This is a genomic window from Methylobacterium sp. SyP6R (assembly GCF_019216885.1).
Lineage (GTDB): Bacteria > Pseudomonadota > Alphaproteobacteria > Rhizobiales > Beijerinckiaceae > Methylobacterium.
In genome coordinates this window covers 318,233-344,461 of record NZ_JAAQRC020000001.1, presented here as the reverse complement: position 1 = coordinate 344,461, position 26,229 = coordinate 318,233, and the positions used below count along the sequence as shown (strand labels likewise).

The window sequence follows — 26,229 nt, the reverse complement described above, 5'->3', positions numbered from 1 at the left end:
CTTGGCCTTGCGATCCTTACGCTTCCAGGCGCCGGCACAGTCCGTCGAGCTGATCGAGGCTGGCATAGCGCAAGCGAACCTCGCCGCCGGCGCCCTTGGCCTCGATCGACACCACGACCCCGAGAGCCTCCTCCAGGCGCCGCTCGAGGGCGCGGGTATCCGCATCCTTCTCCACAGCCGCCTTGCGCGGACGGCCCGGGCGTGGGCCGGTACCGGTCTGCTCGCCGGCGGCCAGGGCTTCGACCTCGCGCACCGTCATCCCGTCCTCGATCACCCGGCGGGCGATTCCCTCCGGGTCCTTGACGGCGAGGAGCGCCCTTGCATGGCCGGCGGTGAGCGTGCCGGTTATCACGTGGTCCTGCACCCCGGGCGGCAATTGCAGCAGGCGCAGGGTGTTGGCGAGGTGGCTGCGGCTCTTGCCGATGATCTCGGCGAGCTCGGTCTGGGTGTAGCGGAACTCGCTCATCAGCCGCTCGTAGCCCGCCGCCTCCTCGATGGCGTTGAGATCGGCGCGCTGGACGTTCTCCAGGATCGCGTATTCGAGCGAGGTGCGGTCGTCGATCTCGACCGTGACCACCGGGACGTCGTGCAGGCCGGCCCGCTGCGCCGCCCGCCAGCGCCGCTCGCCGGCGACGATCTCGAACGCGTCGGGCACGTTGGCGAGCGCCCGGACCACGATCGGCTGGATTACACCGCGGGTGCGGATCGAGGCCGACAGCTCCTCGAGCTCGGCCTCGGCGAAATGGCGACGCGGGTTGCGTGGATTGGGCCGCAGGAACTCGATCGGCACGCGCCTCTGGCCGGCCTTCGGCTTCTCGGCGGCCGCGGGAGTCTCCTCGCCGAAATCGCCGATCAGCGCCGCGAGACCTCGCCCGAGGCGCGGCCGCGCTCCCTCCTCCGCCATACCCTTCATCCTCTCATCGACTCCATTACGCTGGTTCAGGCGGCGGCCGGAAGACGGCCCTCACGTTGGATGATCTCGGAGGCGAGCCGCAGATAGGCCTGCGAGCCGGCGCATTTGAGATCGTAGAGCAGCACCGGCTTGCCGTGCGACGGCGCCTCGGAGACGCGCACGTTGCGGGGGATCATGGTCTCGTAGACCTTGTCGCCCATGAACTCGCGCACGTCGGCGACCACCTGCGCCGACAGGTTGTTGCGCGGATCGAACATCGTCAGCACCACGCCCTGGATCGCCAGGCGCGGGTTGAGAGCGCCCTTGACCTGCTCGACGGTACGCAGGAGCTGGCTCAATCCTTCGAGGGCGAAGAACTCGCATTGCAGCGGGACCAGCACCGCATGCGCCGCCGCGAGGGCGTTGAGGGTCAGCAGGTTGAGCGAGGGGGGGCAGTCGATCAGCACGTAGGTGAAACGCTGATCCTCCGGCATGTCGCCGAGATCGAGCGGCTCCAGGGCCCGGCGGAGGCGCTGTGCCCGGTCCGGCGCGCTCGCCATCGCCATTTCGAGGCCCAGCAGGTCCATCGTGGATGGGATCAACGAGAGACGCGGCACCGCGGTGGCTTGTACGGCCTCGGTGAGGGGCGCCTCGCCGGCGAGCACGTCGTAGGTCGAGAGGCGGCGCTGGCGCCGGTCGATGCCGAGGCCGGTCGAGGCGTTGCCCTGCGGGTCGAGGTCGACGATCAGCACGTGCTCGCCGATCGCCGCCAGGGCGGTGCCGAGGTTGATTGCCGTCGTGGTCTTGCCGACGCCGCCCTTCTGGTTGGCGAGCGCGATGATGCGCAGGGGCCGCGGGCTGCCGCTCGCCTGCGACTCGGGGGGGTCCGCGATCATGGGAGAAGGCCGCTCACGCTGGAGACGCGGACGATTCTGGCATCAGAATCGGTCCGGCTCGGGATCAGATCCGCGGCAAATCTCCACCTTTCCTCGGCCTCGGTCAATTCGGTTAAGACATCACGCCCTTTCGGAAAAAGCCCGATCGCGCCATTTTTCAACAAGGGTGCGGTCCAGATGAGAAGCTGCGAAAGCGGCGCGAGAGCCCTGGCAGTCACGATCTGCGAATCAGTGAAGCCCGCGATCACCGTCTCGATGCGCGCGACGTGGATTTTGGCCGGTGCGCCAGTGAGGCGCGCCGTCTCCTGCAGGAACGCGCCCTTGCGGCCGTTGCTCTCGACGAGGTCGACGCGGAAGCCGGGACGGTCGCGCCCGGCGATCGCCAGGATCAGGCCTGGGATACCGGCGCCGCTGCCGAGATCGAGCCAACGCGTCGCATCGGGGGCGAGGGCCAGGAGCTGAAGCGAATCCGCGACGTGCCGAGTCCAGACCTCGGCCAGGGTCGAGGGTCCGACGAGGTTCTTGATCGACTGCCAGCGGGTGAGCTGGGCGACGTAGAGATCGAGGGCAGCGGCTGTTTCACGTGAAACGCCCGCATCTCGCAGGACGGCGTCTCGGCCGGAAGGAGACTTCGTCACCGGGGATTTGGTCATTCGGCCGGAACCTCGGCGGTAGCGCCGCGACGGGCATGGGCAGCGAGCAGGGTGAGGGCGGCAGGAGTGACGCCCTCTATGCGGGCAGCTTGGCCGAGGGTGAGGGGACGCACTGTCCCGAGCTTCAGCCGCAACTCGTTCGAGAGCCCGGCGATGCTGCCGTAATCGAGCATCGCGGGGAGCACCACCGCCTCATCGCGCCGGAAGGCCGCGATGTCGGCCCTCTGCCGGTCGAGATAGACCGCGTAAGTCGCATCCGTGCAGACACGGTCGGCCAGGGCAGGGGGGATGTCTCGGAGCTGCGGCCAGACTGCCAGGAGCCGGTCCCAGGTGATCTCCGGATAGGAGAGCAACTGGAAGGCCGAGCGGCGAATGCCGTCACGGTTGAGGGCAATGCCGTAGCGCTGCGCCTCCGTGGGCGTGAGGCTCAAGCTCTCCAGCGTCCGGCGAGCGTCCTGAAGCGCCTCGCGGCGCGCCGCATCACGGGCAGCCCGAGCCGACGAGATACAGCCGAGGGCGAGACCGCGACCGGTCAGGCGCTCATCGGCATTGTCGACCCGCAGACTGAGTCGATATTCCGAGCGTGAGGTGAACATGCGGTACGGTTCGCTGACCCCGTGGGTCACGAGATCGTCGATCATCACGCCGATATAGGACTCGGCCCGGTCGAACACCGCGAGATCGGCGGCGCCTGCCAAACGGGCGGCGTTGAGTCCGGCCACCAGCCCTTGGCCGGCCGCCTCCTCGTAGCCGGTGGTGCCGTTGATCTGGCCGGCCAGGAACAGGCCGGCGATGCGGCGGGTCTGAAGCGTCGGGTCGAGCTCGCGCGGATCGACGTAATCGTACTCGATCGCGTAGCCCGGGCGCAGGATCACCGTCCGCTCGCAGCCCGGGAGCAGGCGGACGATGCCGGCTTGCACCTCCTCGGGAAGGGAGGTGGAGATGCCGTTCGGATAGACGGTCGGATCGTCGAGGCCTTCCGGTTCAAGGAAGATCTGGTGGCCGTCGCGGTCGCCGAAGCGAACCACTTTGTCCTCGATGGACGGGCAATAGCGCGGCCCGCGGCTGGTGATGCCGCCGGAATACATCGCCGAGCGATGCAGATTGGCCCGGATCAGGTCGTGCGCCGCCTGGCCCGTCCGGGTCACCCCACACTCGATCTGCGGCGTGGTGATCCGCTCGGTCAGAGTCGAGAACGGCACAGGCTCGTCGTCGGCCGCCTGCTTGTCGATCCCGTGCCAATCGATGGTGCGGCCGTCGAGGCGCGGCGGCGTACCGGTCTTCAGGCGACCGAGGGCGAAGCCGTGGCGATCGAGGGTCGCGGAGAGGCCGAGCGCCGGCTTCTCGCCGATCCGTCCGGCCGGCGTCGTGACCTCGCCGATATGGATCAGCCCGCGCAGGAAGGTCCCGGTGGTGAGGACCGCGGCGCGGCAGGGGAGGGCGCGTCCATCGGCGAGCGTTGCGCCGACGACCCGACCTTCGATGACGGTGAGATCCGCGACCTCGCCCTCGACGATGGTGAGGTTCGGCGTCTCGCTCAGAAGCGTCTGCATCGCCCGGGCGTAAAGCTTTCGATCGGCCTGGGTGCGTGGTCCCCGCACCGCCGGTCCCTTGCGGCGATTGAGCAGTCGGAATTGAATCCCTGCCCGATCCGCCACCCGGCCCATCAGCCCGTCGAGGGCATCGACCTCGCGCACGAGGTGGCCCTTGCCGAGGCCGCCGATGGCCGGGTTGCAGGACATCGCCCCGAGCGTATCGCGGCGATGGGTGACCAGGGCGGTGCGGGCACCGTAACGCGCGGCGGCGGCGGCCGCTTCGGCGCCCGCATGGCCGCCGCCGACGACGATCACGTCGTAGGGGGGAGAATCGTGGGAGAGCATGAGGTGATTAGGGGATGCCCGGCGGCGGCGTCAATCACGCTCTCGGGCCGTCCCGCGTTTCACGTGAAAACACGACCCCGGGCGGCTCACTTGCCGATGCAGAAGCTGGAAAACAACCGATCGAGCATCTCCTCGACACCGATGCGCCCGGCCACCTCGCCGAGAGCGCGGATGGCGAGGCGCAGATCCTCCGCCACCAGTTCGGCCGGGAGTTCGGCTCTATGAGTCACGACGCGATCGAGGTGGTGAAGACACCGTTCGAGGGCGAGTCGCTGCCGCTCGCGCGTCACCAGAGCGTCGCCGCTGCCGAGAGACGTCTCGGCAGTGCGCTCGATCTCGGCGAGGAGACGGTCGAGCCCGCTGCCGGTCCGGGCCGAGATCGCAATCGCGCCGTCGGGCGACGAGGCGGATAGATCGTCCTTGGTGGCGACGACGAGCGTGGGCACGGAAAGGGGAGGGGGAGCATCACCGCCCGGCTCGCGCAGCCAGAGTACCAGATCGGCCTGATCGATGCGGCGACGGCTGCGCGCCACGCCCTCCACCTCGATCGCGTCGGTACCCTCGCGCAACCCCGCCGTATCGACCAGCAGCACCGGTAGTCCGCCGAGATCGCATCGCACCTCGATCGCGTCCCGCGTGGTGCCGGGGATATCCGAGACGATCGCGACGTCGCGGCGGGCGAGCGCGTTGAGAAGCGTCGATTTGCCGGCATTGGGTGCACCGGCGAGCACCACGGTGAACCCGTCCCGCAGGCGTTCGCCCCGGCGGCCATCGGCGAGGGCGGCCCGGATTGCGTCGCGTATCTCGAACGCGACAGCACGCCCGGCCTCCGTCAGAGCCTCGTCATCGACGTCGCCCTCGTCGGAGAAGTCGAGGGCAGCCTCCGTGCCGGCGAGCACGCCGAGAAGGGCGTCCCGCCACGCCTCGACGGCTCGACCGAGGGCACCGTCGAGTTGACGCACCGCTTGGCGCCGTTGCGCCTCGGTCTCGGCATCGATCAGGTCGGCCAGCCCCTCGACGCCGGTCAGGTCCATGCGGCCGTTAAGGAAGGCCCGGCGGGTAAAAGCGCCGGGCTCCGCCGGGACGAGACCCGGGATGGTGCCGAGGCTGCGCAGCACCGCCGCTCGCACAGCCGGCCCGCCATGGAGGTGCAGTTCCGCCATGTCCTCGCCCGTGGCGGTGCCGGGTCCGGGCAGCCAGGCGACCAAGGCGTGATCGAGGAGGTCTCCGGAAGCCGGCTCGCGCAGGACGCGCAGCGACAGGCGGCGCGCCGGCGGAAGGGGCACCCCAATCAGCGCCGAGAGGGCAGGGCCGGCCTGCGGGCCGCTGATCCGCACGACCGCGACGGCGGTGCGGCCATGGCCGGTGGCGGGAGCGAAGATGGTGTCGAGGGGAAGCATGGAGGAGTCGCGGAAGGGCAGAGGCCGGGTTACGGCACCGGGATGGCGTCGCGGACCGTGGCTAGCACGATCCGGCGATCGTGCCGATTAGGCGAATGCCGCGGAACACGCGCCTCCGATCATGTCGAACTGGGCAGGACCTCCAAGGAATTCCCTCCCGTTCGGAGCGCCTTCCCGCGTGCTGCCGGTGGATGCGGCATCGAGGAACGGCTCCAGAGGTCTCGGAGCTGCCTGGCGCCTCCTTCGAAGCCGCTTCGCGGTAGCTCAAGATGAGGTCGCGGGGAGAAAAAGAGGTCCGGGGCGCCGCGGACCAATGGCCCTCTCGGAGACCGTGGGGCCGCGCAGACGCCGCGAGCCATCTCTCAAACAGCAACGGCGCCCCTTTCGGGGCGCCGCGCGACAACGTCCGGGAGATCGCGACCGGCGGGTCGGATCAGGTGTTCATCGAGTCGAAGAAGTCGCCGTTGCTCTTGGTCTGGCGCAGCTTGTCGAGCAGGAACTCGATCGCGTCGGTGACGCCCATCGGGTTGAGGATGCGGCGGAGCACATAGGTCTTCTTGAGCGAGTCCGGCGGGACCAGCAGTTCTTCCTTGCGGGTGCCGGAGCGGGTGATGTCGATCGCCGGGAAGATGCGCTTGTCGGAGACCTTGCGATCCAGGATGATCTCGGAGTTGCCGGTGCCCTTGAACTCCTCGAAGATCACCTCGTCCATCCGCGATCCGGTGTCGATCAGCGCGGTGGCGATGATGGTCAGCGAGCCGCCCTCCTCGATGTTGCGGGCGGCACCGAAGAAGCGCTTGGGCCGCTGCAGGGCGTTGGCGTCGACGCCGCCGGTCAGCACCTTGCCGGAGGACGGCACCACGGTATTGTAGGCGCGGCCGAGCCGAGTGATCGAGTCGAGCAGGATGACGACGTCGCGGCCGTGCTCGACCAGACGCTTGGCCTTCTCGATCACCATCTCGGCGACCTGGACGTGGCGGGTCGCCGGCTCGTCGAAGGTCGAGGCGATCACCTCACCCTTCACCGAGCGCTGCATGTCGGTGACCTCTTCCGGCCGCTCGTCGATGAGCAGGACGATGAGGTAGCATTCCGGGTGGTTCAGGGTGATCGACTGGGCGATGTTCTGCATCAGCACCGTCTTGCCGGTCCGCGGCGGCGCCACGATCAGGGCGCGCTGGCCCTTGCCGATCGGCGCGACGATGTCGATGATCCGGGGCGAGAAGTCCTTGCGGGTCGGCTCCGACAGTTCGAGCTTGAAGCGCTGCGTGGGGAACAGCGGCGTCAGGTTGTCGAAATGGACCTTGTGCTTGATCTTGTCCGGGTTCTCGAAATTGATGGTGTTGACCTTCAGCAGCGCGAAGTAGCGCTCACCGTCCTTCGGGCCGCGGATCGGCCCCTCGACGGTGTCGCCGGTGCGCAGGCCGAAGCGGCGGATCTGCGTCGGCGAGATGTAGATGTCGTCGGGACCCGGCAGGTAGTTCGAGTCGGAGGAGCGCAGGAAGCCGAAGCCGTCCTGCAGCACCTCGACGGTGCCGGCGCCGATGATCTCGACGTCCTTGGCAGCGAGCTGCTTCAGGATCGCGAACATCAGCTCCTGCTTGCGCATGGTCGAGGCGTTCTCGACCTCGACCTCCTCGGCGAAGGTGAGGAGTTCGGTCGGCGTCTTCGACTTGAGATCCTGCAGCTTCACCTCACGCATGGCGGGGGCGGCCGGGGTCTCGATCGGGGCGAGAGTGTCTTCGATCATGGGATATCGGGGTGCGGGGGCGAAGCTGGGGGGCGTCATGTCGGGACAAGTCCGGCTGCCGCAGGATGCGGCATCGAGCGGAAGCAACGGGGTGACCGAAAAAGGGGCACCGGTCGCGAAGTCGTCGCCTGATTGTCCCGGAGGTCGCGCGGGAGAGCCGGAGGGCCCTGGATGCGACGTGACGTGACGATGGAGGAGGGAACGACTTTATGTAACGGGTCCTCGTCGTCGACTCAAGTCCCCCGTGGGGAAAAGTGGGGAAAGGCGCGGAGCGGCAGCCCCGCAGGAGACGAAGGACCCGGCGCGGATGCTCCGGCTGTGCCCTCAACAGGGCGAACTATCGGCGCAGTCGTCGCGTCGCCGCATTAACATTTGGCGGATCTAACCTCGACGCCACCACGCCGATCATCTGCCCGTCCGGCGAGCTCAAGCTTCTCCATGGTGCAAGCGACGTATTCCGCCAATACGGCGCAGTATCCCCATGAGCGGGGTGACCGGCGATGCGGTCGGAGCCACACGGATCAGCGACGACGCAGGCGGATATAGAGGGCACCACCGCCGCCGTGATGGTGGGCGGCCTCCTCGAACCCGACCACCAGGGTGCGCAACTCGGGCAGGCGCAGCCAATGCGGCACGCTGCGGCGCAGCACGCCGCGCTCGGAATACGGATCGCCCCCTCCCTTGCCCGTGACGACCAGGACCACGGCGTGACCGGAGGCTCGGGAGCGGTGCAGGAAGCCGATCAGGGCCGCATGGGCCTCGGCCTGGCGCATCCCGTGCAGGTCGATCGACGCATCGACGCTGCGTGAACCGCGGCGCAGGGCGGTGCGCACCCGCCGTTCGAGCGGTGCCAAAGGCGGCAGGGCCGGCGCGGGAGGAGGCGGAGCCGGAGGGCTCGGGGTCTTCTTGGGGGCACCGCGCGGGGCCGGGCGGGCCGGCCGCACCAGGGCGGCCGGCGGCGCGGGCGCGAGCGGCGGCTCCGGCGGCGGGGGAGGGGAGGGGACGGACGGCAAAGCCCGGCCGCGCAGGGGCGTGACCAGGCGGGCGATCTCGCCCCAGAGCCGGCTCTCTTCCGAGGAGAGACGGCGCAGCCGGCGGGGACGGCGCGGCTCGGTCACGGCGCGCCTCCCGCGGGATTCTGCTTCGGCAGCAGCACCACGAAGCGCGCGGGATCGCGCAGCAGGCCGGCGACCGCACCGGCCCGGGCCCCGGTGCCGAGATAGAGATCGCCGCGAGCCGGGCCCAGAATCGCCGAGCCGGTATCCTGCGCCACCACGAGGCGACGCAACGGCGCGGTGCCGCCCTCCGGGTCCGGCAGCGACCCGTCGAGCCAGAACGGCAGCCCGTAGCGCCACAGGGTGGCGTCGACCGCGAGGCTGCGTCCGGCGGTCAGCGGCACCCCGGCCCCGCCGCGCGGGCCGGCGCCCTCCGGGACCCCGTCGTCGATGCGGAAGAAGATGTAGGAGGCATTGCGGCGGATCAGGTCGCGGGCGAGGCCTGGGTTGTCGCGCAGCCAGCCGGTCCAGCGGGCGAGCGTCAGGCCTTCGAGCGGCAGGTGGCCGCCGGTGACGATGAGGCGGGCGACCGAAGTGTAGGGCCGGCCGTTGCGGCCGTCATAGGCCAGGCGCAACGAACGGCCGTCGGGCAGGCGCACCCGGCCGGAGCCCTGGACCTGCAGCACCAGGAGGTCGACGGCGTCGCGCAGCCAGAGCAGCGGCCGGGCGCCGGGCCCGAGCGCCCCATCCTCGATCGCCGCCCGGTCCGGATAGGGCCGGAAGGCGTCGCCGTCGCGGCGCGCGGCGCGCAAGGTGGGATCGAGGCCGGGCCGGGTCTCGCCGGGCTCGAGCGAGACCAGGTCGTCGGGGCGTGCGAGCGCCGGCACGGTGAAGTCCGGGGTCTGCACCGGCGAGCCGGCAAGCTCGGGCTCGAAATAGCCGGTGAGGAAGCCGGCCTCGCGCTCCGCCGCGGCGTCGTGGTTCGGCCGCAGGACGCGATAGGCGGAGAAGAACTGCTGGAAGAAGTCCTTCGCGCCCCCGGGCGGCACGCCGGCGGCGGCGGCGCAAGGGCGTGCGAGATCCTGGCCCGGCGCGCCCGGCGCCGCCTCGGCGAGGACCGGACCGGCTTGGGCCGCGCAGGTCGCCCGGAAGGTCGCGAGGGCGGCCGCGAGGTCGTCGCCGGAAAAGCCCGGCAAGGCGCTGAAGGGAACGGGATCGAGCAGGGCCTCGCCGACCCGCAAGGGGGCGGATTTCGCACCATCGGCGCCGCCGATGAGGAGAGCGGCGAGGAAGAGGACGGCGGGACGAGCGGCGAATCGGGGGAAGAGGGCCGGCGGCATGGGCTTGTCGGGCTCCGGCCCCGGAATGCTGTGCTCGAGAACGTGTCGCTAGGGCACGAGGTGGCTCTGGCGACGCGCCATTGTCGTCGAGGGCCGGCGGCCGATCAAGCCGCCGGACGGTCGCGTCCGACTACCCGGCCCTCACTGTCCGGCTTCGGTGGCGACGAGCTGCCAGTTCGGATCGCGGCTGCCCAGCGTGCGGGCGAAGGTCCAGACGTCGGTCACGTCGACGACCTTCTCGGGGCTGCCGTCGACGACCTGGCCTTGCGGGCCGCGGGTGGCGGTGATCAGCTTCGAGAGGTAGCGCACGGTGACCTGAGCCACGCGGTTGCGCACGTCGACCCCGACGATCTCGGCCCGGTCGATCGACACGAAGGTGGTCTCGACGGTCTGGCCGGCGCGCTCGCGGCCCTGGATCGCCCGCTCGAACCCGTCCGCGACCTCGCGCGAGAGCAGGGTCTTGAGGGTCTTGCGGTCGCCCTTGGCGAAGGCCGTCACGATGGTCTCGTAGGCGGTCTTGGCGCCGTCGGTGAAGGCGCGGGGGTCGAAGTTCGGCTCCTGCTGGAGGATCAGGTCGAGGCCGCGGGCGGCGGGCGAGTTCGGCTCGACCACGCCCTTCCAGTTGCGCGGCACCGCGGTCGCCACCGGCGCGGCGCCGCCGCGCTCCGGGCCAGCGCCGGGCAGCCGCACGACGTTGTCGCCGTCGCGGGGGGCGGCCGGCGGCTCCTCGCGCCGGGCCAGCGGGTTGAAGGGCGGCCGTTCGCTCCCGGTCTTCTGGCCGAGGACCGAGCGCAGCTTCCAGATCACGAAGACCGCAAGCCCGAGGAAGATGAGGGTCGTAAGGTCGAGGGAGTCCTGCATCATCGATCCGTTCATCGATCCGTTCTTGACGGCTTCCTTGGCGGCTTCACGCCGAGCATCCCTGACCGCCTCGGCACAGCTTGCGACATCGTCGGCTTTGGCACCGGGACCGGGGCAAGGCAAGCGTCCGGCCGGCGCCGCGTCGCAGGCCATTCGACGGATATGGGGCCGGGGCCTCGCGGTATCCAGGCGCCCGCGCGCGAGGAGGCGGCGTTCGTGCCGCAGAGGTCGTCGCCCGGAGGAGGTCGTCGCCCTGGATGTCGCCGCCGCCGAGGCCCCTGCTGCGTCGTCCTGGACGGAAGGCCGGCCGTCGGCACGAGGAGGCGGAGAGCCATGACGCGGGAAGGATGATCGGCGCCTCTGCTTGTTCACGCGTTGCGGGCATGATAGCCGCAACGCCGCCGTCGCGCGCGCCGTTTTTCGCGCCAGCGCGCGCCGGCCCGTCGTTTACGTCCAGCCCTCGAAGGAACCCTCCGCCATGGCCGATTCCCCGGTCCCGAACGGTAACGGCGGCGCCGCGGCGCAGCCCGACGATGTCACGCCGACCCTCAACGCCCTGGCCCAGTACGCCAAGGACCTCTCCTTCGAGAACCCGAACGCGCCGCGCTCGCTGCAGCCGCAGCAGCAGGGCCCGCAGATCAACATCCAGGTCAACGTCAACGCCCGGCAGCTCGCCGAGGAGGATTTCGAGGTCGACCTGCGCCTCGAGGGCGATGCCAAGATCGGCGCCGAGGTGCTGTTCGCCTTCGAGCTGACCTATTCGGGGATCTTCCGCCTGCGCAACATCCCGCAGGACCAGATGCACCCGGCGGTCATGATCGAGTGCCCGCGGCTGCTGTTCCCGTTCGCCCGCCAGATCATCGCCGACGCGGTCCGCAACGGCGGCTTCCCGCCGCTCTACATCGACCCGATCGATTTCGTCGGCCTCTACCGCCAGAAGGCCGCCGAGGCCCAGATGCAGGGCGGCAACGCGTAACGCCGGCACGCGCGCGGGCCGTCTCCCCGGCCCGCGCGTCGTCGGAAAAGTGTTTCACGGGAAACGCGGCCGTTTCCCCTTGCTCCGCCGAGGCCGGCACGAAGCGGCCTTGCGTTGGCGGACCGGCGCTTCGCCCGCCGAGATCCTTGTGTTGTCGCCGATTGTTATCGCAAAACCGGCGGCCACTTTCGCGAAATCTGCTCAAGGCACGCCATCCGCGGCCCGGCCATGGCGAGGTCGAGAACAGCCGCAAGGCCCGCCGGGTCCTCCGCACCCGGGCATCGGGCGCTCACGCCCTTTGCTGCCGGCCCCACGATCCTCATCGTCGCGCGGGTGCTCTCGTTTCGAGCGAACCCTGGGTCAGGTGACCGCAGGACGGTCCAGTCCGTCCCCCCTGGACTCCCCCCCCGGATCGGGCGATGGGGGCGCGATCGTGTGATCGGCGTCCGGAAGATTCCTTCCGGACGCCGTATCACCAGCCCGTGCGGCGCCTGAGCGAAGCCGGTTTCCGCATCGCGACGCGATCAATCCGGAAACCGTATGAGAGGGACGAGAACGGGATGGCGTACTGGCTCTACAAATCCGAGCCCTCGGTCTGGTCGTGGGACGACCAGGTCGCGGCCGGGGAGGCGGGGACGTACTGGAACGGGGTGCGCAACCACGTCGCCCGCAAGAACCTCGAAGCGATGCGGCTCGGCGAGCAGGGCTTCTTCTATCACTCGAACGAGGGCAAGGCGGTGGTCGGCATCGTGGCGGTGATCCGCACCTATTATCCCGACCATACCGACGAGAGCGGCCGCTTCGGCATGGTCGACCTGAAGGCGGTCCAGGCCCTGCCCAGACCCGTCACCCTGGAGGCGATCAAGGCCGAGCCGGCTCTGCGCGAGATGGTTCTCGTCAACAATTCGCGCCTGTCGGTGCAGCCGGTCAGCGAGGCGGAATGGGCGCTGGTGCGCCGGATGGGCGGCCTCTGATGGGGTATCGATGAGGGGCGGCGCGTGAGGCGCGCGTTCATCGGGACCCTGGCCGAGACCGTGGCCGGAGCCTGCCCCGTCCTCGTGCTGCTGGTCTTCGTGCTTCTCGTGAGCCCGGCCTCCATGGGTCCGGCCGTCGCGCAGAAGCCGAAGGCGCTGCCCAAGCCCGCCATGCCGGCGAAGGTCCTGACCTGCGGATCCTTGGCCAACCTGCGCATCCTGCTGGCGGAGACGGCGGGCGACCCGGCCGCGATCAGGGCCCGGCTTGCGGACCCGAAGGCCGATCACCTCGGCTGCAGCCGGGTCGGCCGCGACCGGATCGAGGGCAATGCCGAGCGGGTGGTGATCGGCGGCACTGCCTACGATTGCCTGGCCGTGAAGGAGACGAGCCTGTGCCGCTGGGCCCTGTCGGGCGTGCCGGCGGAGGCGCCGTGAAGCGTCTTCCGCCGGATGCGTCAGATGCTCCAGTACGGCGTGGCGTTGAAGTAGCGGTGGACGTGCTCCTCCCATTTCCGGTCGTAGGAGGGATCGTTGCCCTCCGGCGAAGCCGGCGGCGCGGCGCGGAGCTGCTCCTCGGTGAGGTCGAGCACGTAGGCGTCCAGCTCCGGCGCGAAGCGCAGGGTCGACCACGGGATGGTGTAGTAGCCTTCGCCGATGCCGAGGAAGCCGCCGAAGCTCATCACGGCGTAGACCACCTGGCCGGTGGTCTTCTCGATCATCAGGCGCTCGATGCGGCCGATGCCGTCGCCGTTGGGACGGCGCACGGTGGTGCCCTCGACGCGGTCGCTGGCGATCAGCTTGCTGGTCTCGCTGGTGGTGGTGCTGCCCATGTCGGAGCGGTCGCCGATGGTCGGCGCGACGGTGGTCATCGGAATGCCTCCGGGTCGGAGTTTCGAAAGTCAGGGCCCCGTATGGATCGCGGTCCTTGCCCTCCGGCAACGCTTCCGCGGCGGAACCTGTTCCGGCGCCGTGCGATGCGGCGAATGGCGGAGCAGCGGGGCCATTCACACCGGGCGATCGGAGCGCTAGCCTCCGATTCATGCTCCTGCGTCCCACGCCGATCCGCCGCGCCGCCCTCCTGACGGCTCTCCTGGCTCTCGCCGCGCCCGCCTTTGCGCAGGATCGCGGCACCCTCACCCCGAAGCCGCTGCCGCCGCTCGCCAACCCGGACGATCCGTCCACGCCGGCGAAGGCCCTGTTCGGCCGCGCCACGACGCCGGCGGCCCTGCCGCCGCAATCGATCGGCGGCTATGCGCGGGGCTGCGTGGCCGGCGCCGAGGCGCTGCCGATCGACGGCGCGACCTGGCAGGTGATGCGCCTGTCGCGCAACCGGAACTGGGGCCATCCCCGGCTCGTCGCCTTCCTGGAGAAGGTCGCCGCGGAGGCGCCGCGCAAGGCGGGCTGGCCGGGGCTGCTCGTCGGCGACATGTCCCAGCCCCGGGGCGGGCCGATGCTGACCGGCCACGCCTCGCACCAGCTCGGCCTCGACGCCGACATCTGGCTGACCCCGATGCCGGACAGGCGCCTGACGCGGGCCGAGCGCGAGGAGATGTCGGCCACCAACGTGGTGCGGCCGGACCGGCGCGACATCGACCCAGAGGTCTGGCTGCCGGAGCACCTGCGGCTGATCAAGATGGTGTCGCGCGAGCCCGAGGTGGCGCGGATCTTCGTCAATCCGGCGATCAAGAAGGCCCTGTGCCGCGAGGCGGGGTCGGACCGGGGCTGGCTCACCAAGGTGCGGCCGATCTACGGCCACAACTACCACTTCCACATCCGGCTCGAATGCCCGGCGGGCGATTCGGCCTGCCACGACCAGGACCCGCCGCCCTCCGGCGACGGCTGCGGCTCGGAGCTCGATTACTGGTTCTCCGACGCGGTGCTGAACCCCAAGCCCCGCCCGCCCGGCAAGCCGCGCCCGCCGATGACCCTGGCGGGGCTGCCGGATGCCTGCCGTACGGTGCTGAAGGCGCGGTAACGACGGGACGGGACGGGACCGGCCTCGGCCGGTCCCGGGTCGCTCACTCGGCCGCGACGCCGACCCCGATCGGGCAGGACACGCCGGTGCCGCCCAAGCCGCAATAGCCGCCCGGATTCTTCGCCAGGTATTGCTGGTGATATGCCTCGGCGAAGTAGAACGGGCCGGCGTCGCGGATTTCCGTGGTGATCGGTCCGTAGCTCTGCGCCTTCAGGGCGGCGGCGTAGGCATCGCGGGACGTCTCGGCCTCGGCCCGGCGGGCCTCGTCGGGCAGGTAGATGCCCGAACGGTACTGCGTGCCGACATCGTTGCCCTGGCGGAAGCCCTGGGTCGGGTCGTGGCTCTCCCAGAAGGTCTTGAGCAGGGCTGCGAGCGGCATTACCGCCGGGTCGTAGGCGACCAGCACGACCTCGTTGTGCCCGGTCAGCCCGGAACAGACTTCCTCGTAGGTCGGGTTCGGCGTGGTGCCGGCGGCATAGCCCACCGCCGTGACGAAGACGCCGTCGCCGAGTTGCCAGAACTTGCGCTCCGCGCCCCAGAAGCAACCGAGGCCGAACACGACCGTCTCGACTCCGTCGGGATAGGGGCCCTTGAGGGGATGGCCGTTGACGAAGTGCCGCTCCGCCGTCGGCAGGGGCATGGGCCGCCCCGGCAGAATCTGGTCGGGGGCCGGCATCTCGGCGCGCTTGCGGAAGAACAGCATCGGGTCGCTCCGGTGTTCGGAACGGAGCCTCTCGGCTCCGGAGGCGAGGCGCCTCTGATCGCGACTGATGTGGGGTGCCGAGCCTCGTTCCTGAAGAGTACCTTGCCTGAAGAGTACCTTGCCTGAAGAGTACCTGCCTGAGGAGCGCCGCTTCAGCGCAGGACCGGTGCCTGGTCCGGGGCGGATTGGGTCGAGGCCAGTTCGGTCGCTTGGGTCGAGGCGACACGGGCCGGGGCGTCGGGCCCGAAGGCGGTGCTGGGATCGAAGAAGGCGCAGCGGGCGGTGATCAGCCCGGCCGCCAGGGCCCAGAACAGCACGGCGCCGACGATCCGCCGGGTCCGGACCGGCCGGCGGCGCGGCGCGGCGCACCCGGCCTGAAGGTCCAGGCGCTCGCCGAACGGATCGAAGATGGCAGGACGCATGGTCGAATCCGGATGACGCACGGCTCCGCGGATCGGAGCCGTCGAGACTGTAGATAGGTCGTGCGCAGGCTTCGCAGCAATAGATGTGGTTTTCTATTTTTCACGACAGAAGAGAAGATGTTTTCTGTCTCAAAGCCCCAAGGGAGAAATTTTATTTTGTTCCCTGTCGCGCCGACGATCCGGTGCAGCGTCGTGACGCATCCGGGCCGTCCGGTTGCCCTCGGGCCGCCCGCCGATCCCCGGCCCGGACACGACGGAGACCGGCCCCGGCGACGCAACCGGCGGCGGCGAGGCATCGTTATCGCACAAGCGTGTCAGATGCCGCACTCGCCCGCGCGAGGTTGAAATGGCGTGATTGTTTGGCGTACAATCGAATGGTGCTACGGTGTATTCGCCTGGCCGCAGCCGAGCGCACTTGCTGAATATTAGGAAGATTTGCCTTGAAGAGTGGACTTCGCACGCCTGTGGCGCGGGCGGGGCTCGGCCTGAGCCGGAGCCTCGCGCCGGGTCGGCGGGGCCGGGACCCGGCACGGGTCGGCCCCCGATGACCCCGCGCGCTCCGGACCCGCACGCGGCCCTTCGGTCGGCGGACCTGTCGTCCCGCGAGTTCATGCGGCTGATCGAGGCGTTCGGCCTCACCGGCGCGTGGCGCTGGGACTTCGTCTCCGGCCGGCAGGTGTGGTCGTCCGGGCTCTACCGCCTGGCCGGGCTGCCGGAGGGCGAGCCGGCGAGCTACGAGCGGCTGCTCGGCCTCGTCCACCCGGCCGATCGCGACGTGCTCGAGGATGCGGCCCAGATCGTCCAGGCCGGCATCCTCGGCAGCCACACGGTCCGGCTGATCCGGCCGGACGGGACGGCGCGCACGGTGGTGAGCCGCGGCGAGGTCTTCTTCAGCCCAGAGGGGCGCCCGCTCGCGGCGACCGGCGTGCTCCTCGACGTGACCGACCGCGAACGCCTGGCCGACCTGCACCGCCTGGAGCAGCAGCGGCGGTCCAGCCTGGCGCAGCAGGCGCAGGTCTTCATCCATACCGAGCCGACCCTGCCGCCGACCGAGTACGGCCCCGACTTCCTGGCCCTCGTGGGCTTGCGCCGCGAGGAGGTGCGGGCGGACTGGCTCGGGCCGATCGTGCCGGAGGAACGGCCGCGCTGGCGCGACGAATTGCCCCGCCTTGCAGCAGGGGGGCGGCCGTTCAGCATCACGCCGACGCTGCGCCTGGCCGATGGCGCGGCCGCACCGTTCCGGATGACGATGGTGCCCTTGCGTGACGATGCCTTGCGCGATGCCCCCGCCGATCCGATCTGCTGGACCGTCGTGGTCACCCCACTGGAGACCGAGGCGGATATGGTGCCGGAACGCCCCTCGCCGCGGGCCGAGCCGGCGATCAAGGGCTGCCACCTGCGGGCGGCCCGCGGCCTCCTCGACTGGACCCTGAACGACCTCGCCCGGGAGAGCGGCGTCTCGCTCTCCACCGTACGGCGCCTGGAGGAGGAATCCGAGGGAGCGGCCTCGCGCTCGCGCCCCCACGTCCTGGCGGCCCTGCGCAAGGCCGGCATCGTCTTCACCCTGGTCGAGGGCGGCACGGTGGCGGTGGCGCGGGCGGAGGGCTAAGCAGACTTGCGTTGGCAGGCCAACGCTTCGTCCGCTTAGATCCTTATTTTATCGCAGATTTTTTCCGCAAAACCGGGGGCCACTTTTGCGAAATCTGCTTAGCGCGGTTTCCGTCGGAGCGGATACCGGTTCGTCGCAGAAAATTCCGAAAAATCAAAGATATAAAGCAGCGTCCGATGGCAACGCGATCGGGTGCCGCTCCGGATCACCCCACCCGGTACACGCTCAGGCCGACATGGTCCGGCGCCCGCGCCCCGGTGGCGAGGAACAGGCTGGTCTGCATCCAGGCGAGCGCAGGGGACGCGGTCTCGAACCGGGGCGCGGTGCGGAAATAGATCAGGCCGGGATCGACCGGCTCGCCCCGGCGCAGGCGCTCCAGCGCCTCGGGCGGGCCGAAGCGCAGGCCCGTATTCTCGACATAGACCAGGGTGCCATCCGCGGCCTCGATCACGTAGCGGGCGTGGAGCTGGGTCAGGCCGTCCGCGGCGATGGTCTGGTAATCGGCCCCGCCGGGCAGAATCCGGCCGGTGAGACCCGGGCCCGTCACGGTGCCGCCCGTGATGGCGATGACCCGCCGGCTGCCGGCCGTGGTGACGCCGACCTCGACCGGCACCGCCACCGCGATACGGGCATCGAAGACGTGGGCGAGGGTGGGGGCTGGAATGGTCACGGCTTGAGAGGTCATGGCTTGCCCTTCACCAGCGGGCAGTCGCTCTCTTCGATCGGCCGGAACGCCTCCTCGCCGGGCAGCGTCGCGATCCGCTCCATCACGTCCCACTCCCCCTTCGATTCCTCCGGCCGCTTGACGCGGAACAGCGAGACCGCGCGGATCACCCGGCCGTCGGGCCGCAGGCGCCCGGCCTCGGTCATGAAATCCTCGATCGGCATCTCGCGCATCTTCGCCATCACCGGCTCGGCCGCGTCGGTGCCGGCGGCCCGCACCGCCTTGAGGTAATGCATTACCGCCGAGTAGACGCCGGCCTGGTAGCTGTTCGGCATCGCCTTCTGGCGGTCGAAGAAGCGCTTGGCGAAGGCGCGGGTGGCGTCGTCGGTGTCCCAGTAGAACGCCTCGGCCAGGTAGAGGCCGCCGGCGACGGGGAGCCCGAGCGCGTGGACGTCGACCGCCGTCATGTAGAAGCCGGCGAGCTTCTGCTTGCCGCCGAGCACCCCGAACTCGGAAGCCTGCTTGACCGCGTTGATCGCGTCGCCGCCGACGTTGAACAGCGCGATCACGCGAGCGCCGGAGGCTTGCGCCTGCAGGATCTGCGACGAGAGATCGGGCGAGAGCAGGGGGTGGAAGACCTGGCCCACCACCTTGCCGCCGCCCTTCGTCACAACCGGCGTCACGTCGGCGACGAAGGATTTTCCCAGCGTGATGTCGGCCACCACGTAGAACCAGGTCGTCTCGCCGGATTCCACCAGGGGCTTGGCGATGGCGCGGGAAAGGGCGTGGGTGTCGATGACCCAGAGCGCGCCGTTCGGCGAACATTGCGCCCCGGTGATCACCGTCGAGCCCGATCCGGTGATGAGGGCGAGCCGCCCCTTCTCCCGCGCCAGCGCCTGGACGCCCAGAGCCACCGCCGAGTTGCCGAGGTCGGTGATCATGTCGACCCCCTCGACGTCGTACCAGCGGCGCGCCAGCGTGCTCGCCACGTCCGGCTTGCTCTGGTGATCGGCGGCGACGATCTCGATCGGCTTGCCCAGCACCGTCGCGCCGAAATCCTCGACCGCGAGGCGCGCCGCGGTGACGCTGCCGGTGCCGTAATTGCCGGACATCGCCGTCGACATGTCGGCGAGCACGCCGATCTTGACGCGGTCGCCGGAGACGGCGCCCTCCGCATGGCTCAAGGCCGGCGCGAGGGTCATCAGGCCCGCCAGCAGGGCGGAGCGAAGGGCGCGCATCGTCGTCCCTCCCGTCAGACGGCCTTGAGGCCGAGGATGTCACGGGCCTCGGCCGGGCTCGCCGGCTCGTGGTTCAGTTCCTTGATGATCCGCACCGTGCGGGCCACCAGCTGCTCGTTGGTCGCGAGCTGGCCGCGGGAGTAATAATTGTTGTCCTCGAGCCCGACCCGGACGTGGCCGCCGAGCAGGATCGCCTGCGTCGTCGCCGGCAGCTGCGCCGGGCCGATGCCGGAGACGCAGAAGATCGATTGCGGCGGCAGCATCCGGATCATCGCCGCCAGGATGTCGTGGGAATAGGGCATCGCGCCCTGGAAACCCTTGTCGGCGCCGAGCACCATGTTGATGTAGTAGGGCGGCTTGTCGTAGCCCTTCTCGATCAGCCGGGTCACGTCCTGCAGGATGTGCTGGGGGCCGAACACCTCCCATTCCGGCTTGATGCCGCGCTCCTGCATGCGCTTCGCCAGCGCTTCGCAGCGGCTCGGCGTCGTCACCACCAGGATCTCGCGGCCGCCATGCACGTCCGCGAAGGTCATGCCGTCGAAGGTCGCCATCTCGGCCCCGGCCTCGCAGCCCTTCAGCCGCTCCTCGAAGCTCGATTCGAACAGCCCGTCGGGGCGCGGCACCAGCATGTCGCCGCTCGACCCGCCGCCGGTCGAGTTGTTGAGGATGATGTCGCAGCGTTCGCGGATGCGCCGGTTGATGTCGCGGTAGATCTCGGCGTTGCAGGTCGCCTCGTCGTCGGGCCGGCGGGCGTGGAGCGCCGCGATGGCCGCCCCTTCCTTCCAGGACTTGTGCACCGACTCGGCGATCTCCGCCGGCTGGGTCGGCAGGTTGTGGTTCTGCGCCTTCGAGGCCATGCCGCCGGTCGGCGCCACCGTCACGATCACCTTGGCCATGTTGTCCTCCCTTGAGTTGGTTGAGACGAGGGTTACGGCAGGTCCGGCGCGGCGCGCTTCTGCCGGACGAGGTCGACGAGGAGCCGGTCGCGCTGCGCCACCATCGCGTCGCGGTCGCGTCCTTCGAGCGCCTGTTCGAGGCCCTGGACGAGGGTCGCCTTGAGGTCGGGCGTCAGGCGCGGGTCACCGAGATCGGCCCACATCGCCTCCATCAGGGGCCCGAGATGGTCGAGGGTGTGGGCGAACCCTTTCGCGCCGCCCGAGAGGTGGTTGAGCAGGCACGGCCCCATCAGGGCCCAGCGCAGGCCCGGCCCATGGGCGATGGCGGCATCGATATCGGCCACCGTGGCGGCGCCTGAGCCGACGAGGTGGAACGCCTCGCGCCAGAGCGCCGCCTGGAGCCGGTTGGCGACGTGGCCGACGAGCTCGCGCCGCAGGCGGATCGGCCGCTTGCCGATGCGCGCGTAGAAGCCCATCGCGGCGGCGACGGCGCCCTCGTCGGTGTGTTCTCCGCCCAGCACCTCGACCAGCGGCACCAGGTGGGGCGGGTTGAAGGGATGGCCGAGCACCACCCGGCCGGGATGGCGGCAGGCGCTCTGGATCGCGCTCGGGGTGAGGCCGGAGGAACTGGTCGCCAGGACCACGTCGGGGGCCGCGGCCGCGTCGAGGCGGGAAAAGGTCTCGTGCTTGATCTCCAGGCGCTCGGGCCCGTTCTCCTGCACGAAATCGGCGTTTGCCGCTGCCTCTTCCGGCCCGGCCACGAAGGTCAGGCGCTCGGGCGCGGCGCCGGGGCTAAGACCGATCTGTTCGAGGACCGGCCAGTGCCGGGCGACCGTCTCGCGTAAATGCGCCTCCGCGCCGGGGGCCGGATCGGTGGCGACGACGTCGAGGCCGCAACTCAAGAACTGCGACACCCACGACGCCCCGATGACGCCGGTCCCGATCACCGCCACCCGTCCGATGGCCGTGCGATAGTCGCCGGCCTGTCCGCTCGCGTCATCCATCGCGGCGCCCTCCCTGGTCGGGTCTCTGTCAGGGCTTGTCGCCCGATTGACCCGTTGAGATAGTTATATCACATTACAAATCATGTTTGGCAATCCGGCGCGAACGGCCGGAGCGAGAATCGGAGGAACGCCGTATGGCGGAGGACCTGTCGGGCCTCGGCACCGAGTCCCTGGTCGTCACCCGGCGGGACGCCGTGGCGATCGTCACCTTGTCCCGCCCGCACAAGCGCAACGCCCTCGACGACGGCATGGTGCTGGGGCTGGAGCGCATCGCCCGGAACCTGCCCGACGACGTGCGGGCGCTGGTGATCGCCGCGGAGGGCCCGCATTTCTGCGCCGGGCTCGACTTGGCGGAGCTGACCGAGCGCGACGCCCCGGCCGGGATGCTGCATTCGCGGATGTGGCACCGGGCCTTCCACGAGATCGAGTTCGGCCGGGTGCCGGTGGTCGCGGCGCTGAAAGGCGCGGTGATCGGCGGCGGGCTCGAACTGGCGCTGTCGGCCCATCTGCGGGTCGCCGAGGCTTCCGCCTTCTACGCCCTGCCGGAGGGCCAGCGCGGCATCTTCGTCGGCGGCGGCGCCTCGGTGCGGCTGCCGCGGCTGATCGGGGTCTCGCGGATGCGCGACATGATGCTGACCGGCCGGGTCCACGATGCCGAGAGCGGCGAGCGGCTCGGCCTGTCGCACTACGTCACGCCGCCGGGCGAGGGGCTGGAACGGGCGATCGCGCTCGCCACCCGGGCGGCCGAGAACGCGCCGCTGACCAACTACGCCCTGATCCACGCCCTGCCGCGCATCGCCGAGGCCGACCCGGCGACCGGGTACCTCACCGAGGCCCTGATGACCGCGGTGGCGCAGAGCGATGCCGAGGCGAAGCGCCGGCTGGCGGAGTTTCTGGAGGGGCGGGCGAAGAAGGTGCGGGAGTAGGGGAGACGCCTCTCTTTTCTTCGCTCCGCCGTTGCGACCCTCCGCGTCATTCCGGGGCCGCGCAGCGGAGCCCGGAATGACCCTGAGAGAATGCTTGAGCGAGATTTTCTACTTAAGACTTGAGGAGACCGAGACTGTCCTGCCCTCCTACCTCATCCTGAGGTGCGACCAACGGGAGCCTCGAAGGAGGGCTCCAGAAATCTCTGCGTTCCCTGGAGCACTCCTTCGAGGTCATTCGATCTTCGATCGACTAACACCTCAGGATGAGGTGTGAGGGTAGGATAAATCATCCCCACCATCAGATCTTTCCAAGCAAATCCTATTAAACAGTCTTTGAGAAGGGGAAGCGCGGCGCGCAACAAGTCAAGCCTACTTCCCCTCTCCCGTGTGGGAGAGAGGAGCCCGCGACTTCTCTTTATTCGCAAAGACAGAGATTTCCCGCAACTAAATCCCAGGAACCGGCATCAAGACCGGCCTCATCACCCCCGGAGGAAACCATGCCCCGTCGCCCCATCCGCCGGTTCGCCCCGGCTCTCGCCGCCCTCCTATCCCTCCTCAGCCCGGCATTCGCCGCCGAGCGGCCGGTGAAGATCGGCGTCCTCAACGACATGTCGGGGCCCTACGCCGACTACCAGGGCCAGGGCTCGGTCATCGCGGCGCAACTCGCCATCGAGGATTTTGCAGCCAAGGCCGGGCGCCCGGTCGAGCTGGTCTCGGCCGACCACCAGAACAAGACCGATATCGGCGCCTCGATCGCCCGGCGCTGGTTCGACCAGGACGGCGTCGACCTGATCGTCGACGTGCCGAACTCGGCCGTCGCGCTGGCCGTCGCGAACCTGGCGCGGGAGAAGAACAAGGTGTTCATCGGCTCGGGCGCCGGCACCGCCGAGCTCACCGGCAAGCAATGCTCGCCCAACACCGTGCACTGGACCTACGACACCTGGTCCCTCGGCCATGCCCTGGCGAAGGCCCTGGTGCAGCAGGGGGCCAAGACCTGGTACTTCCTCACCGCCGACTACACCTTCGGCAAGGACCTCGAAGGCTCGGCCGCCGAGGAGGTGAAGGCCATGGGCGGCAGCGTGACGGGAGGCTCGCGCCATCCCCTCGGCACCGCCGACTTCTCGTCCTTCCTGCTCCAGGCGCAAGGGTCGGGCGCCGACGTGATCGGGCTGGCGAATGCCGGCGACGACACCTCGAACGCCCTCAAGCAGGCGGCGGAGTTCGGCATCGCCCCGGCCCAGCGCCTCGCCGGGCTGATCCTCAACATCACCAACATGCCGGCGCTCGGCCTCAAGGCGACACAGGGCGTCTACATCGTCACGCCGTATTACTGGGACCTCACCGACGGCACCCGGGCCTTCGCGGCGCGCTATGCCGCCCGCCACCCGCGCCACGCCATGCCGAACGACATGCAGGCCGGCGTCTACTCGGCGGTGGAGCATTACCTGAAGAGCCTCGGCACCGTGAAGGATGCGGGCGACGGCCGAACTGTCGTGGCCGCCATGAAGGCGATGCCGACCGACGATCCGATCTTCGGCCCCGGCCGCATCCGCGAGGACGGCCGCAAGCTCCACCCGATGTACCTGCTGACCACCAAGACGCCCGCCGAGAGCAAGGGCGGCTGGGACTATTTCAAGCCGGTCCGCACCGTGCCGGCAGACGAAGCCTGGCGCCCGCTCGCCGAGGGCGGCTGCCCGCTGGTGAAAGGGTAGGGCGAATGGACACGCATCGTTTCACCGAGCGCGCCGACGGCAGCCTACTCGTCACCGCGACGGCCCCGCTGCCGCCCTACCCCGAGCGCCTGACCGCGCACCTGACCCGCCACGCCGCCGAGGCTCCGGAGAGACCGTTCCTGGCCCGGCGCGGGGAGGGGGGTGCGTTCGAGCCCCTGACCTATGGGGCGGCTCTTCATGCCGTCGAGCGGATCGCCGCCGCCCTGCTCGCCCGGAACCTCTCGGCCGAGCGGCCGGTGATGATCCTGTCCGGCAACGGCTTCGAGCACGCGCTCCTCTCGCTCGCCGCGCTGCATGTCGGCATCGCGGTGGCACCGGTCTCGCCGGCCTATTCCACCGTATCGCAGGACCATGCCCGCCTGCGGGCGATCGTGGACCTGCTCACCCCCGGCCTCGTCTTCGCGGCGGAAGGGGCCACTTACGCTCCGGCCATCGCGGCGGCCGTCCCGCCAGGAACCGAGGTGGTGATCGGCGATCGTGCGGCGATCGGCCGGGCCGCGACGCCGTTCGCGGAGCTGATGCAAGCCCACGATCCCGATTCCGTGGCGGCCGCCCACGCGGCAGTGACGCTCGAGACGGTGGGAAAGCTCCTGTTCACCTCCGGCTCCACCGGCGTGCCGAAGGCGGTGGTGAATACCCACCGGATGCTGAGTTCCAACCAGGCGATGCTCCAGGCCCGGTTCCCGGCGCTCACGGCGGAGCCGCCGGTGATGGTCGACTGGCTGCCCTGGCACCACACCTTCGGGGGCAACCACAACTTCAACCTGGTGCTGGCGAATGGCGGCACCCTCCATATCGACGAGGGAAGGCCGACCCCCGGCGGCATCCGGGAGACCGTGCGGGCGTTGCGCGAGGTGGCTCCCACCCTCTACCTCACGGTGCCGAAGGGCTTCGAGGCGCTGGTACCGCACCTGCGCGACGACGAGGCGTTGCGGAAGAATTTCTTCAGCCGGCTCCAGGTCACCTTCTTCGCCGCCGCCGGCCTGCCGCAGCCGGTCTGGGACGCCATCGATGACCTCGCCCGGCAGACCATCGGCCGGACGGTGCCGATGGTGACGGGATTGGGGGCCACCGAGACCGCGCCGCTCGCCCTCGTCACCGACGACCGCCCGGCGAGGGCCGGCCAGGTCGGCCTGCCGGCGCCCGGCGTCGAGCTGAAGGTCGCGCCCGTCGGCGCCAAGCACGAGGCGCGGGTGCGCGGGCCCAACGTCACCCCGGGCTACTGGCGCCGGCCGGACCTGACCGCCTCGGCCTTCGACGAGGAGGGCTTCTACCGCCTCGGCGACGCCCTGGTGCCGGTCGATCCCGCCGACCGCAACCGCGGCTTCACCTTCGACGGGCGCCTCAACGAGGATTTCAAGCTCACCACCGGGGTCTGGGTCAGCGTCGGCCCCCTGCGGGCCGCCTTCCTCGACGCGTTCCAGCCGCTGGTGCGCGATGTCGCCATCGCGGGCGAGGCCCGGGACGAGGTCGCCGCCCTGGTCTTCCCGGATATCGCCGCCTGCCGGGCGCTCTGCGGGGAGGCGGGCGACGACGATGCCGTGCTGGCCCATCCGGCGCTCCGGCGCGACTTCGCCCGGCGCCTCGCGGCCTTCGCCCAAAGGGCCACCGGCTCGTCGAACCGCATCGCCCGGCTGCTGCTGCTGCCCGAGCCGCCCGCCCTCGACCGCGACGAGGTGACCGACAAGGGCTCGATCAACCAGCGCGGCGTGCTGCGCAACCGGGCCGACGCCGTCGCCCGCCTCTACGCCACGCCTCTCGACCCCGCCATCATCCTGCCGGAGACCGCATGACCTCAGCCCAAGAGCCGATCGCCGACCACGAGGGCTTCACCCATGCCCGCACGCTGACGGTGGAATGGGGCCATTGCGACCCCGCCGGCATCGTGTTCAACCCGCGCTTCTTCGACTTCTTCGACTGGTCGACGGCCCTGCTGTGCGAGGCCGCGACCGGATTGCCGAAGGCCGGGATGCTGGCGCGCTACGATCTCCTCGGCATCCCACTGGTCGAGACCGGGGCGCGCTTCCTCAAGCCCTCGCGCTACGGCGACCGGGTCGAGATCGTCTCGACGGTGGTGGATGTCGGCCGGTCGAGCTTCGCCGTGCGCCACCGCCTGCTCAATGCCGGCGACCTCGCCGTCGAGGGCCGCGAGCGCCGTGTCTGGGCCGGCCGCCATCCCCACGACCCGTCCCGGATGAAGGCGGCACCGATCCCGGAGGATCTGGTCAGGCGGTTTCGGGGGGAGTGACCGGCATCGGGATGCAATCCTCCGGAGATTGCCTCATCCGGTCTCCCTCGCTCCGCCTCACCACTCGGTACGACAGCCGCTCTTTGACGGTGGATACGTCGCACATCCGGCGTCTGTGATATGCGACGACAACATTTCGGATCAGCATCCGGTCGCAGCGCGACCGAATGCTGATCGTTTTGAGACTTAGTTCTTGT

At 69.9% G+C, this 26,229-nt stretch carries 25 protein-coding genes; 9 read left to right on the top strand and 16 right to left on the bottom strand.

Features of this window, described 5'->3' with window-relative positions:
* Positions 1-16 precede the first annotated feature (16 nt).
* The 9 genes from HBB12_RS01600 to HBB12_RS01560 all read right to left on the bottom strand — a co-directional run bounded on the left by HBB12_RS01600 (position 17) and on the right by HBB12_RS01560 (position 10,664).
* Positions 17-904, bottom strand: a complete 888-nt coding sequence (locus tag HBB12_RS01600; protein ID WP_236987744.1) for a ParB/RepB/Spo0J family partition protein — start codon at positions 902-904, stop codon at positions 17-19.
* A gap of 35 nt (positions 905-939) precedes the next feature.
* Entirely contained in the window at positions 940-1,788 is an 849-nt protein-coding gene (locus HBB12_RS01595; RefSeq protein WP_236987743.1) for a ParA family protein, read from the bottom strand.
* Positions 1,785-2,441, bottom strand: a complete 657-nt coding sequence (rsmG, locus tag HBB12_RS01590; RefSeq protein ID WP_236987742.1) for a 16S rRNA (guanine(527)-N(7))-methyltransferase RsmG — start codon at positions 2,439-2,441, stop codon at positions 1,785-1,787. The genes HBB12_RS01595 and rsmG overlap by 4 nt, the downstream gene beginning before the upstream one ends.
* Positions 2,438-4,321 (bottom strand): tRNA uridine-5-carboxymethylaminomethyl(34) synthesis enzyme MnmG, encoded by a 1,884-nt coding sequence (mnmG, locus tag HBB12_RS01585; protein WP_236987740.1) that lies wholly within the window; start codon positions 4,319-4,321, stop codon positions 2,438-2,440. The genes rsmG and mnmG overlap by 4 nt, the downstream gene beginning before the upstream one ends.
* A gap of 86 nt (positions 4,322-4,407) precedes the next feature.
* On the bottom strand, positions 4,408-5,721 hold the full coding sequence (gene mnmE / locus HBB12_RS01580) for a tRNA uridine-5-carboxymethylaminomethyl(34) synthesis GTPase MnmE (protein ID WP_236987739.1): 1,314 nt from the start codon (positions 5,719-5,721) through the stop codon (positions 4,408-4,410).
* Positions 5,722-6,154: 433 nt separating this feature from the next.
* On the bottom strand, positions 6,155-7,468 hold the full coding sequence (rho, locus tag HBB12_RS01575; protein WP_093568657.1) for a transcription termination factor Rho: 1,314 nt from the start codon (positions 7,466-7,468) through the stop codon (positions 6,155-6,157).
* A gap of 521 nt (positions 7,469-7,989) precedes the next feature.
* Positions 7,990-8,586, bottom strand: coding sequence for a Smr/MutS family protein (locus HBB12_RS01570; RefSeq protein ID WP_236987738.1), 597 nt, complete (start codon positions 8,584-8,586; stop codon positions 7,990-7,992).
* Complete coding sequence (gene mltA, locus HBB12_RS01565) at positions 8,583-9,803, bottom strand: murein transglycosylase A (RefSeq protein ID WP_236987737.1); 1,221 nt, start codon at positions 9,801-9,803, stop codon at positions 8,583-8,585. The genes HBB12_RS01570 and mltA overlap by 4 nt, the downstream gene beginning before the upstream one ends.
* A 141-nt stretch (positions 9,804-9,944) precedes the next feature.
* Positions 9,945-10,664, bottom strand: coding sequence for a Tim44/TimA family putative adaptor protein (locus HBB12_RS01560; RefSeq protein WP_236992629.1), 720 nt, complete (start codon positions 10,662-10,664; stop codon positions 9,945-9,947).
* A gap of 478 nt (positions 10,665-11,142) precedes the next feature.
* Between HBB12_RS01560 and secB the strand changes: the two genes are divergently transcribed.
* The 3 genes from secB (at position 11,143) to HBB12_RS01545 (ending at position 13,049) form a co-directional block, all read left to right on the top strand.
* Positions 11,143-11,640 carry a protein-export chaperone SecB gene (gene secB / locus HBB12_RS01555; protein ID WP_236987736.1) on the top strand — a complete coding sequence of 166 codons (498 nt, stop codon included), beginning with the start codon at positions 11,143-11,145 and terminating at the stop codon, positions 11,638-11,640.
* Positions 11,641-12,200: 560 nt separating this feature from the next.
* Positions 12,201-12,614: an EVE domain-containing protein gene (locus HBB12_RS01550; protein WP_236987735.1), complete on the top strand. Its 414-nt coding sequence runs from the start codon at positions 12,201-12,203 to the stop codon at positions 12,612-12,614.
* 24 nt (positions 12,615-12,638) lie between these two features.
* The gene (locus HBB12_RS01545; protein WP_236987734.1) at positions 12,639-13,049 is read left to right on the top strand and encodes a hypothetical protein; all 411 of its coding nucleotides are present in this window, start codon (positions 12,639-12,641) and stop codon (positions 13,047-13,049) included.
* A 20-nt stretch (positions 13,050-13,069) separates the two neighbouring features.
* Here the strand turns inward: HBB12_RS01545 and HBB12_RS01540 are convergent, their stop codons facing one another.
* On the bottom strand, positions 13,070-13,444 hold the full coding sequence (locus tag HBB12_RS01540) for a PRC-barrel domain-containing protein (protein WP_236992628.1): 375 nt from the start codon (positions 13,442-13,444) through the stop codon (positions 13,070-13,072).
* Positions 13,445-13,653: 209 nt separating this feature from the next.
* On the opposite strand from HBB12_RS01540, the gene mepA reads away from it, so the two are divergent.
* Positions 13,654-14,589 carry a penicillin-insensitive murein endopeptidase gene (gene mepA, locus HBB12_RS01535; protein ID WP_236987732.1) on the top strand — a complete coding sequence of 312 codons (936 nt, stop codon included), beginning with the start codon at positions 13,654-13,656 and terminating at the stop codon, positions 14,587-14,589.
* 43 nt (positions 14,590-14,632) lie between these two features.
* On the opposite strand, the gene msrA is transcribed toward mepA, so the two are convergent.
* Together msrA and HBB12_RS01525 are read right to left on the bottom strand one after the other, a co-directional pair.
* A complete protein-coding gene (gene msrA, locus HBB12_RS01530; RefSeq protein WP_236987731.1) occupies positions 14,633-15,292 on the bottom strand; it encodes a peptide-methionine (S)-S-oxide reductase MsrA in 660 nt (219 codons plus the stop codon).
* A 152-nt stretch (positions 15,293-15,444) separates the two neighbouring features.
* Positions 15,445-15,714 (bottom strand): hypothetical protein, encoded by a 270-nt coding sequence (locus tag HBB12_RS01525; protein ID WP_236987730.1) that lies wholly within the window; start codon positions 15,712-15,714, stop codon positions 15,445-15,447.
* A gap of 544 nt (positions 15,715-16,258) precedes the next feature.
* Between HBB12_RS01525 and HBB12_RS01520 the strand changes: the two genes are divergently transcribed.
* Complete coding sequence (locus HBB12_RS01520; protein WP_236987729.1) at positions 16,259-17,323, top strand: PAS domain-containing protein; 1,065 nt, start codon at positions 16,259-16,261, stop codon at positions 17,321-17,323.
* A 205-nt stretch (positions 17,324-17,528) separates the two neighbouring features.
* Here the strand turns inward: HBB12_RS01520 and HBB12_RS01515 are convergent, their stop codons facing one another.
* The 4 genes from HBB12_RS01515 to HBB12_RS01500 are packed head-to-tail and all read right to left on the bottom strand — an operon-like array spanning position 17,529 to position 21,125.
* Positions 17,529-18,008 (bottom strand): DUF3237 domain-containing protein, encoded by a 480-nt coding sequence (locus HBB12_RS01515; RefSeq protein WP_236987728.1) that lies wholly within the window; start codon positions 18,006-18,008, stop codon positions 17,529-17,531.
* Positions 18,005-19,225 (bottom strand): ABC transporter substrate-binding protein, encoded by a 1,221-nt coding sequence (locus HBB12_RS01510; RefSeq protein WP_236987726.1) that lies wholly within the window; start codon positions 19,223-19,225, stop codon positions 18,005-18,007. Before HBB12_RS01510 ends, HBB12_RS01515 begins: the two co-directional genes overlap by 4 nt.
* Positions 19,226-19,239: 14 nt before the next feature.
* The gene (locus HBB12_RS01505) at positions 19,240-20,121 is read right to left on the bottom strand and encodes a beta-keto acid cleavage family enzyme (RefSeq protein WP_236987725.1); all 882 of its coding nucleotides are present in this window, start codon (positions 20,119-20,121) and stop codon (positions 19,240-19,242) included.
* Positions 20,122-20,153: 32 nt separating this feature from the next.
* Entirely contained in the window at positions 20,154-21,125 is a 972-nt protein-coding gene (locus HBB12_RS01500; RefSeq protein ID WP_236987724.1) for a 3-hydroxyacyl-CoA dehydrogenase NAD-binding domain-containing protein, read from the bottom strand.
* A 134-nt stretch (positions 21,126-21,259) separates the two neighbouring features.
* Between HBB12_RS01500 and HBB12_RS01495 the strand changes: the two genes are divergently transcribed.
* The 4 genes from HBB12_RS01495 (at position 21,260) to HBB12_RS01480 (ending at position 26,032) form a co-directional block, all read left to right on the top strand.
* Positions 21,260-22,051 (top strand): crotonase/enoyl-CoA hydratase family protein, encoded by a 792-nt coding sequence (locus HBB12_RS01495; protein ID WP_236987723.1) that lies wholly within the window; start codon positions 21,260-21,262, stop codon positions 22,049-22,051.
* A 497-nt stretch (positions 22,052-22,548) separates the two neighbouring features.
* A complete protein-coding gene (locus HBB12_RS01490) occupies positions 22,549-23,763 on the top strand; it encodes an ABC transporter substrate-binding protein (RefSeq protein ID WP_236987722.1) in 1,215 nt (404 codons plus the stop codon).
* Between the two features lie 5 nt (positions 23,764-23,768).
* Complete coding sequence (locus HBB12_RS01485) at positions 23,769-25,577, top strand: feruloyl-CoA synthase (protein WP_236987721.1); 1,809 nt, start codon at positions 23,769-23,771, stop codon at positions 25,575-25,577.
* On the top strand, positions 25,574-26,032 hold the full coding sequence (locus HBB12_RS01480) for an acyl-CoA thioesterase (RefSeq protein ID WP_236987720.1): 459 nt from the start codon (positions 25,574-25,576) through the stop codon (positions 26,030-26,032). The genes HBB12_RS01485 and HBB12_RS01480 overlap by 4 nt, the downstream gene beginning before the upstream one ends.
* The last annotated feature ends 197 nt before the right edge of the window (positions 26,033-26,229 follow it).

Coding starts and splice junctions, on each gene's coding strand:
- HBB12_RS01600 (WP_236987744.1), bottom strand. CDS start 904: ATGGCGGAGGAGGGAGCGCGGCCGCGCCTCGGGCGAGGTCTCGCGGCG.
- HBB12_RS01595 (WP_236987743.1), bottom strand. CDS start 1,788: ATGATCGCGGACCCCCCCGAGTCGCAGGCGAGCGGCAGCCCGCGGCCC.
- rsmG (WP_236987742.1), bottom strand. CDS start 2,441: ATGACCAAATCCCCGGTGACGAAGTCTCCTTCCGGCCGAGACGCCGTC.
- mnmG (WP_236987740.1), bottom strand. CDS start 4,321: ATGCTCTCCCACGATTCTCCCCCCTACGACGTGATCGTCGTCGGCGGC.
- mnmE (WP_236987739.1), bottom strand. CDS start 5,721: ATGCTTCCCCTCGACACCATCTTCGCTCCCGCCACCGGCCATGGCCGC.
- rho (WP_093568657.1), bottom strand. CDS start 7,468: ATGATCGAAGACACTCTCGCCCCGATCGAGACCCCGGCCGCCCCCGCC.
- mltA (WP_236987737.1), bottom strand. CDS start 9,803: ATGCCGCCGGCCCTCTTCCCCCGATTCGCCGCTCGTCCCGCCGTCCTC.
- HBB12_RS01560 (WP_236992629.1), bottom strand. CDS start 10,664: ATGCAGGACTCCCTCGACCTTACGACCCTCATCTTCCTCGGGCTTGCG.
- secB (WP_236987736.1), top strand. CDS start 11,143: ATGGCCGATTCCCCGGTCCCGAACGGTAACGGCGGCGCCGCGGCGCAG.
- HBB12_RS01550 (WP_236987735.1), top strand. CDS start 12,201: ATGGCGTACTGGCTCTACAAATCCGAGCCCTCGGTCTGGTCGTGGGAC.
- HBB12_RS01540 (WP_236992628.1), bottom strand. CDS start 13,444: ATGGGCAGCACCACCACCAGCGAGACCAGCAAGCTGATCGCCAGCGAC.
- mepA (WP_236987732.1), top strand. CDS start 13,654: ATGCTCCTGCGTCCCACGCCGATCCGCCGCGCCGCCCTCCTGACGGCT.
- msrA (WP_236987731.1), bottom strand. CDS start 15,292: ATGCTGTTCTTCCGCAAGCGCGCCGAGATGCCGGCCCCCGACCAGATT.
- HBB12_RS01525 (WP_236987730.1), bottom strand. CDS start 15,714: ATGCGTCCTGCCATCTTCGATCCGTTCGGCGAGCGCCTGGACCTTCAG.
- HBB12_RS01520 (WP_236987729.1), top strand. CDS start 16,259: ATGACCCCGCGCGCTCCGGACCCGCACGCGGCCCTTCGGTCGGCGGAC.
- HBB12_RS01515 (WP_236987728.1), bottom strand. CDS start 18,008: ATGACCTCTCAAGCCGTGACCATTCCAGCCCCCACCCTCGCCCACGTC.
- HBB12_RS01510 (WP_236987726.1), bottom strand. CDS start 19,225: ATGCGCGCCCTTCGCTCCGCCCTGCTGGCGGGCCTGATGACCCTCGCG.
- HBB12_RS01505 (WP_236987725.1), bottom strand. CDS start 20,121: ATGGCCAAGGTGATCGTGACGGTGGCGCCGACCGGCGGCATGGCCTCG.
- HBB12_RS01500 (WP_236987724.1), bottom strand. CDS start 21,125: ATGGATGACGCGAGCGGACAGGCCGGCGACTATCGCACGGCCATCGGA.
- HBB12_RS01495 (WP_236987723.1), top strand. CDS start 21,260: ATGGCGGAGGACCTGTCGGGCCTCGGCACCGAGTCCCTGGTCGTCACC.
- HBB12_RS01490 (WP_236987722.1), top strand. CDS start 22,549: ATGCCCCGTCGCCCCATCCGCCGGTTCGCCCCGGCTCTCGCCGCCCTC.
- HBB12_RS01485 (WP_236987721.1), top strand. CDS start 23,769: ATGGACACGCATCGTTTCACCGAGCGCGCCGACGGCAGCCTACTCGTC.
- HBB12_RS01480 (WP_236987720.1), top strand. CDS start 25,574: ATGACCTCAGCCCAAGAGCCGATCGCCGACCACGAGGGCTTCACCCAT.